Origin of the sequence: Streptomyces sp. NPDC060205 (genome assembly GCF_042728395.1) — a bacterium.
Taxonomy (GTDB): domain Bacteria; phylum Actinomycetota; class Actinomycetes; order Streptomycetales; family Streptomycetaceae; genus Streptomyces.
Genome location: NZ_JBHWZP010000549.1, coordinates 1 through 3,655, shown reverse-complemented (window position 1 = coordinate 3,655; position 3,655 = coordinate 1). Strand labels below are relative to the sequence as shown.

Sequence of the window (3,655 nt, the reverse complement as noted above, 5' to 3'; positions counted from 1 at the left end):
TGTGTTCTTTGGCTGCGGGCCGGTGGGGGTTGCCGCGCAGTTCCCCGCGCCCCTTCGGGGGCACCTGCCGTCCGACGGCTGCAGGCCGAGCCCCGTAAGGGGCGCGGGGAACTGCGCGGGCAACCCCCACCGGTCCGCAGGTAAGAGACGAGCAGCCCGCGGCCAGCGGTCAGTGGCGTTTGCGGAGGGCCCGGCCCACCACGATCGCCGAGGCCAGCGCGAGCGCCGCCGCGGGCGCGGCCCAGCGCAGGACCGCGCCACCGCCCGCGGACTCGGGCGCCGGCACGGGCGCGTACCGACCGCGCGGCGGCGCATGGTCGACCTCCTCCGCGCTGCGGCCGATCATCGTGCGCCGCGCGTGCGCCGCCTCGGCCGGCGCCCCCGGCGGCAGGGTCCCGTCGTCCTCGAAGCCGCCCACGAAGTCGCCCTCCGCGAAAGGCACATGCGAGGTGGGGGGATCCGACACCGGCAACACCGGCTCGGGCTCGACGGACGTCTCCTCAGGCTCAGGCTCCGGCTCCGGCGCCAAGTGCTCCGCGAACCGGTTCAGCAGCCGGGTAGTCGCCGACGCCACCTCGTCCGCCGGCAGGTCGGCGATACGCCCGTCGGCCGAGACCGTACCGGTGAAGGTGAGCGTCGAGCCCTCCTCGGCCGGCAGGACGGTCAGGGTGAGCGCGAGCTTCACCGTCCCCGACCCCCGCGCCTCGGTGGCGTCGGCCTCGACCGCGTACGAGCCGTCGTCGCGCGCGGAGACGCCGAGCGTCCCCCGGTACGTGATGGAGTGCCCGCCGATCCGTACCTTCAGGCGGCCGGAGACGGGCGCCGTCCCCGCGTCCTGCTGGAGACCGGGCAGCGCCCGCGCGACCCGCGCGGGATCGGCGAGAGCCTCGCGCAGACGCTCTACGGGAACCGGAACGAACACCTCATGCTCCATGTCGGCCGAGCCTACCCAGCACCGCCCGCACCGCACCCGTACATGCGCCGATTCCCCCGTATCCGCCGCGGACGGACGCGTACGCCGACTCAGTCGGCGTATCTCGGGTGCACCAGCGTGGAGGGCGGCAGTCCTCCGAGCCGGGTGCGCGCCGCCGCCCGGACGCCGGCCTGGAGGGAGGGCACGCCGGGCGCCCCCGCCGCCGTCCCCAGCCGCGGCCGGGCGCGGGACGCGAGCACGTACCCCCAGTCGTGCGGGATCCGCGATCCGTCCGTCGCCTCGGAGTCACGGCCGCCGACCGAGTACGGCACGGTCCGCAGCCCCGCCGCCCGTACCGTCGCGTCCACGGTCCAGAAGGCGTGCGGCCGTGCCGCCACGGGTCCGGCGTGCACGACGAGCCGCCCGCCGGCGCCGAGCACCTCGCGGGCCAGCCCGTAGAACTCCTGCGAGTACAGCTTCGTACTGGACGTGTTCTCGGGGTCGGGCAGATCGGACACGACCACGTCGTACGCGTCCCGCGGCGCCTGCCGCAGCCAGCCGAACGCGTCCGCCGCCACGACCCGCACCCGCGGATCCCCGTACGCGTGGCCGTTGAGCGCGGACAGCGCCGGGTCGGTGCGCGCCAACTCAACGAACTCCGTGTCGAGTTCGACGACGTCGACCCGCCGTACGCCCCGGTGCCGCAGCACCTCGCGCACGGCGAGCCCGTCGCCGCCGCCGAGGACGAGCACGCGCGCGTGCGGGCCGTTCATCGCGGGGTGCACGAGGGCCTCGTGGTAGCGGCGCTCGTCGCTGCCGCTGACCCGCAGCCGGCCGTCGAGGTAGAGGTCGAGCCCGCTGCCGTCGGTGCCGCCGGTGAGGACGACGTCCTGGACGTCGGTGTGCATCGCCACCCGGACGTCCCTGCCGTACATCGCGTGCCGCGCGGACCGCTCGAAGTCGTCGACGAGGACGGCGGCGGAGGCGAGCAGCGCGAGGACGAGGAGGTTGGCGACGACCAGCAGCCAGCGTCCGCGCCGGGTGAGGTCCTGCCGGAACAGGCCGAGGACGAGCGCGGCGCCGGCGATCGCGTTGACCGTCCCGGTGATCAGCGTCGCGGTCAACTGGCCGAGCAGGGGCAGCAGCAGGAACGGGAACGCGAGCCCGCCGGCCAGCGCGCCCACGTAGTCCGCGGCGAACAGGTCGGCGACGGCGCCGCCCGCGTCCTGTCTGCGCACGCGCTGGATGAGCTCCATCAGCAGGGGCACCTCGGCGCCGATGAGCAGGCCGATGGCGAGGGAGAAGGCGACGAGGAGGTAGCTGGAGCCGTTCGTCCAGGCGCCGCCCCAGTCCCCGGTCCAGGCGAAGACGGCGTACAGGGCCATCGCGCTGCAGCCGCCGACTAGGGCGAGCAGGGCCTCCACGGCGCCGAAGCCGGCCGCGGCGCGGCAGCGCAGTCGTTTGGCGAGGAGCGAGCCGATGCCCATCGCGAAGACCATGACGGACAGGACGACGGAGGCCTGGGTGATGGAGTCGCCGATCAAGTACGAGGCGAGGGCGACCAGTTCCAGCTCGTACACGAGTCCGCAGGCCGCGCAGACGAACACACCGGCGAGGACGAGGAACCGGCCGGTGGCGGGTCTGACCGGCAGACGCGCCTGGCCCGCGCCGCGGCGGGGCGGCGGGGCCGTACCGGGCGGGGCGGGCGCTTGCGGCTCGATCACCCAGGGAACGCTACGTCACGGTTTCACTGCGCCCTGTCACCCACACGTGTGTAAATACCGCCGCCCGCGCATACTTTGACGGTTTCGGGGCCCCCTCCCGGGAGCCGCCCAGGACCTGCCCATGAGCCGCCCGGGACCTGCCCAGGTCCCGCCCTAGAGGGGTGCGGGCACCCGTACGCCCACCTTCGTGCGGGTGGCGACCAGTTGGCCCTCCTGGGGGTACGCGTGCCAGGTGCGCCAGTGCACCTGGCCCTCGTGGCGCTGCGCGAGCATCGCGGTGAACGCGTGCGGGCTGCCGGGGAAGACTCCCGCGAGACCGTTCGGGTGGTCGGCGACGAGGGCGAGCAGTTCCTGGGCCCGGCCGGCGAAGGAACCGCGCGACAGTGTCTCCACGCGCGCGGCGAACTCGTACTCCCAGTCGCCCGCCCGTTTGGCGACGCCGAGCGGCAGCGGCGAACTGCTGCCCGCGATACAGGCGACGGTCTCCGAACACGTGCCCCGCTCCTGTTCGAGGAGCACCTGGTGGGACGCGCCCAGCAGTCTCAACTGCAGTTTCGCGTCGGCGAGTTCGATGTCGAGGGTGGCGAGCGCGGGCAGCGGTTCGCGTCCGAGGGCCCAGGCGAGGTCGGCCGCGCGCGTGTCGGTGTAGGCGGTGTTGAGGGTCGTGAGCATGGGTCGGCTCCGCTGCACGCAAGAGTGGGATCGGTCCGTCGCACCCCGGTCGGCGCCGGGCGGTGATCCGGGCCCGGTCGGCCAGGTCAGAAGGTTGTTCCGGGGTCTGCGTCGGCGATACGAGGGAATCATGAACGGCGCGTCCGCCACAGCGTTTTTACCCAACTTCGTAGGGTTTCCATCCCCCCGAGGGCTCCACAGCTCAACTGTTCAACAAGAAAGTGCGCCCCTGGGGGGCTCGCAAAATGCTTCACGCCCCCACAACGACGAAGCGCCCTCCGGGAGATGTCTCCCGAAGGGCGCTCATACGACCGGACGCGGTCGCGCGGAGGCCGGGCCGCCACCC

The 3,655-nt window shown here is 73.6% G+C and carries 3 protein-coding genes; all 3 read right to left on the bottom strand.

Features of this window, described 5'->3' with window-relative positions; genetic code table 11:
* Window positions 1-169: 169 nt before the first annotated feature.
* The 3 genes from ACFWGJ_RS42745 to ACFWGJ_RS42735 all read right to left on the bottom strand — a co-directional run bounded on the left by ACFWGJ_RS42745 (window position 170) and on the right by ACFWGJ_RS42735 (window position 3,309).
* Window positions 170-934 carry an SRPBCC family protein gene (locus tag ACFWGJ_RS42745; RefSeq protein WP_387334364.1) on the bottom strand — a complete coding sequence of 255 codons (765 nt, stop codon included), beginning with the start codon at window positions 932-934 and terminating at the stop codon, window positions 170-172.
* An 89-nt stretch (window positions 935-1,023) separates the two neighbouring features.
* Entirely contained in the window at window positions 1,024-2,637 is a 1,614-nt protein-coding gene (locus ACFWGJ_RS42740; protein WP_387334363.1) for a polyamine aminopropyltransferase, read from the bottom strand.
* Between the two features lie 153 nt (window positions 2,638-2,790).
* On the bottom strand, window positions 2,791-3,309 hold the full coding sequence (locus tag ACFWGJ_RS42735; protein WP_384805852.1) for a DUF2617 family protein: 519 nt from the start codon (window positions 3,307-3,309) through the stop codon (window positions 2,791-2,793).
* Between the last annotated feature and the right edge of the window lie 346 nt (window positions 3,310-3,655).

Coding starts and splice junctions, on each gene's coding strand:
- ACFWGJ_RS42745 (WP_387334364.1), bottom strand. CDS start 934: ATGGAGCATGAGGTGTTCGTTCCGGTTCCCGTAGAGCGTCTGCGCGAG.
- ACFWGJ_RS42735 (WP_384805852.1), bottom strand. CDS start 3,309: ATGCTCACGACCCTCAACACCGCCTACACCGACACGCGCGCGGCCGAC.